We start from the raw sequence: 845 nt of genomic DNA on the forward strand, positions 1-845 counted from the left end.
AAAGTTGTCTCAGGAATCAGCTTACATCCAGACAACTATCGATTCACTATATTGGGCATAATAATGGGCCTGATGATAATAGGTATCTTTAGTAACCAAGGACTTGCTTACGAGTCGAAATAGTAATGTTTTAACAGTGCTGGGCCGCCAAGTTTGTCGTCGCCGGATTGCCTGGTAAATATCTTTAGTTGAAATCCCGGGATAATGCCAGATAATTCGCAAAATTTCGTACTCAGCATTAGTTACACAACCAATACAATTATCTTTTACCTCGTGATCTAACAAAATAATCACCTCTATTGATTATAGCTGTAACATAACATTTACGATTACATTTGTAAACCATAATGTCAAAAAATTATTCACGTCCTTGGATGGAAACGTGATCAGCCGTATTTTTAGTAATAAAGTGTTGTAGTTCAACCGAATTTTCATTAAAAATGAGGTTAAACCTTTTATTTTGCTTTGACTGACCAGTCACTACTAGAATTATTTTTCCAGATGTGATCTGCTTATTTGTCATTGTTAATTGTTGAATATCCTTAAAGTTTATTAATGTTGGCAACAAACTTGGTAACAAAAATCCATCTTGAGCTACACCACTAACTCCCGACATAAAGCCTAGTACTATTAGAATAGCCAATAAAGAGCTGAGTAATATACTATTTCTAGCCGGAATCCACATAATGAAAGCAAGAATTAAAAATAAAATATTACTTGCTGCAACAATTACCATATAGTTAGACTTCCACAACAGTCGTGATTCTTGTCGTATATGAAATACGGCTAATAACATCAGTGCAAAAACCATTAGTGGATCTGAGTCAAGTTTTTAGACACGATTA

2 protein-coding genes are annotated in these 845 nt (G+C 34.2%); both read right to left on the bottom strand.

Features of this window, described 5'->3' with window-relative positions; genetic code table 11:
* Nucleotides 1-21: 21 nt before the first annotated feature.
* Complete coding sequence (locus tag FD47_RS16240) at nt 22-294, bottom strand: BlaI/MecI/CopY family transcriptional regulator (RefSeq protein ID WP_225353039.1); 273 nt, start codon at nt 292-294, stop codon at nt 22-24.
* 64 nt (nt 295-358) lie between these two features.
* Nucleotides 359-736 (bottom strand): hypothetical protein, encoded by a 378-nt coding sequence (locus FD47_RS14665; RefSeq protein ID WP_056980855.1) that lies wholly within the window; start codon nt 734-736, stop codon nt 359-361.
* Nucleotides 737-845: the final 109 nt, after the last annotated feature.

The organism is Lentilactobacillus parafarraginis DSM 18390 = JCM 14109, from assembly GCF_001435895.1.
In the GTDB taxonomy this organism is placed as follows: domain Bacteria; phylum Bacillota; class Bacilli; order Lactobacillales; family Lactobacillaceae; genus Lentilactobacillus; species Lentilactobacillus parafarraginis.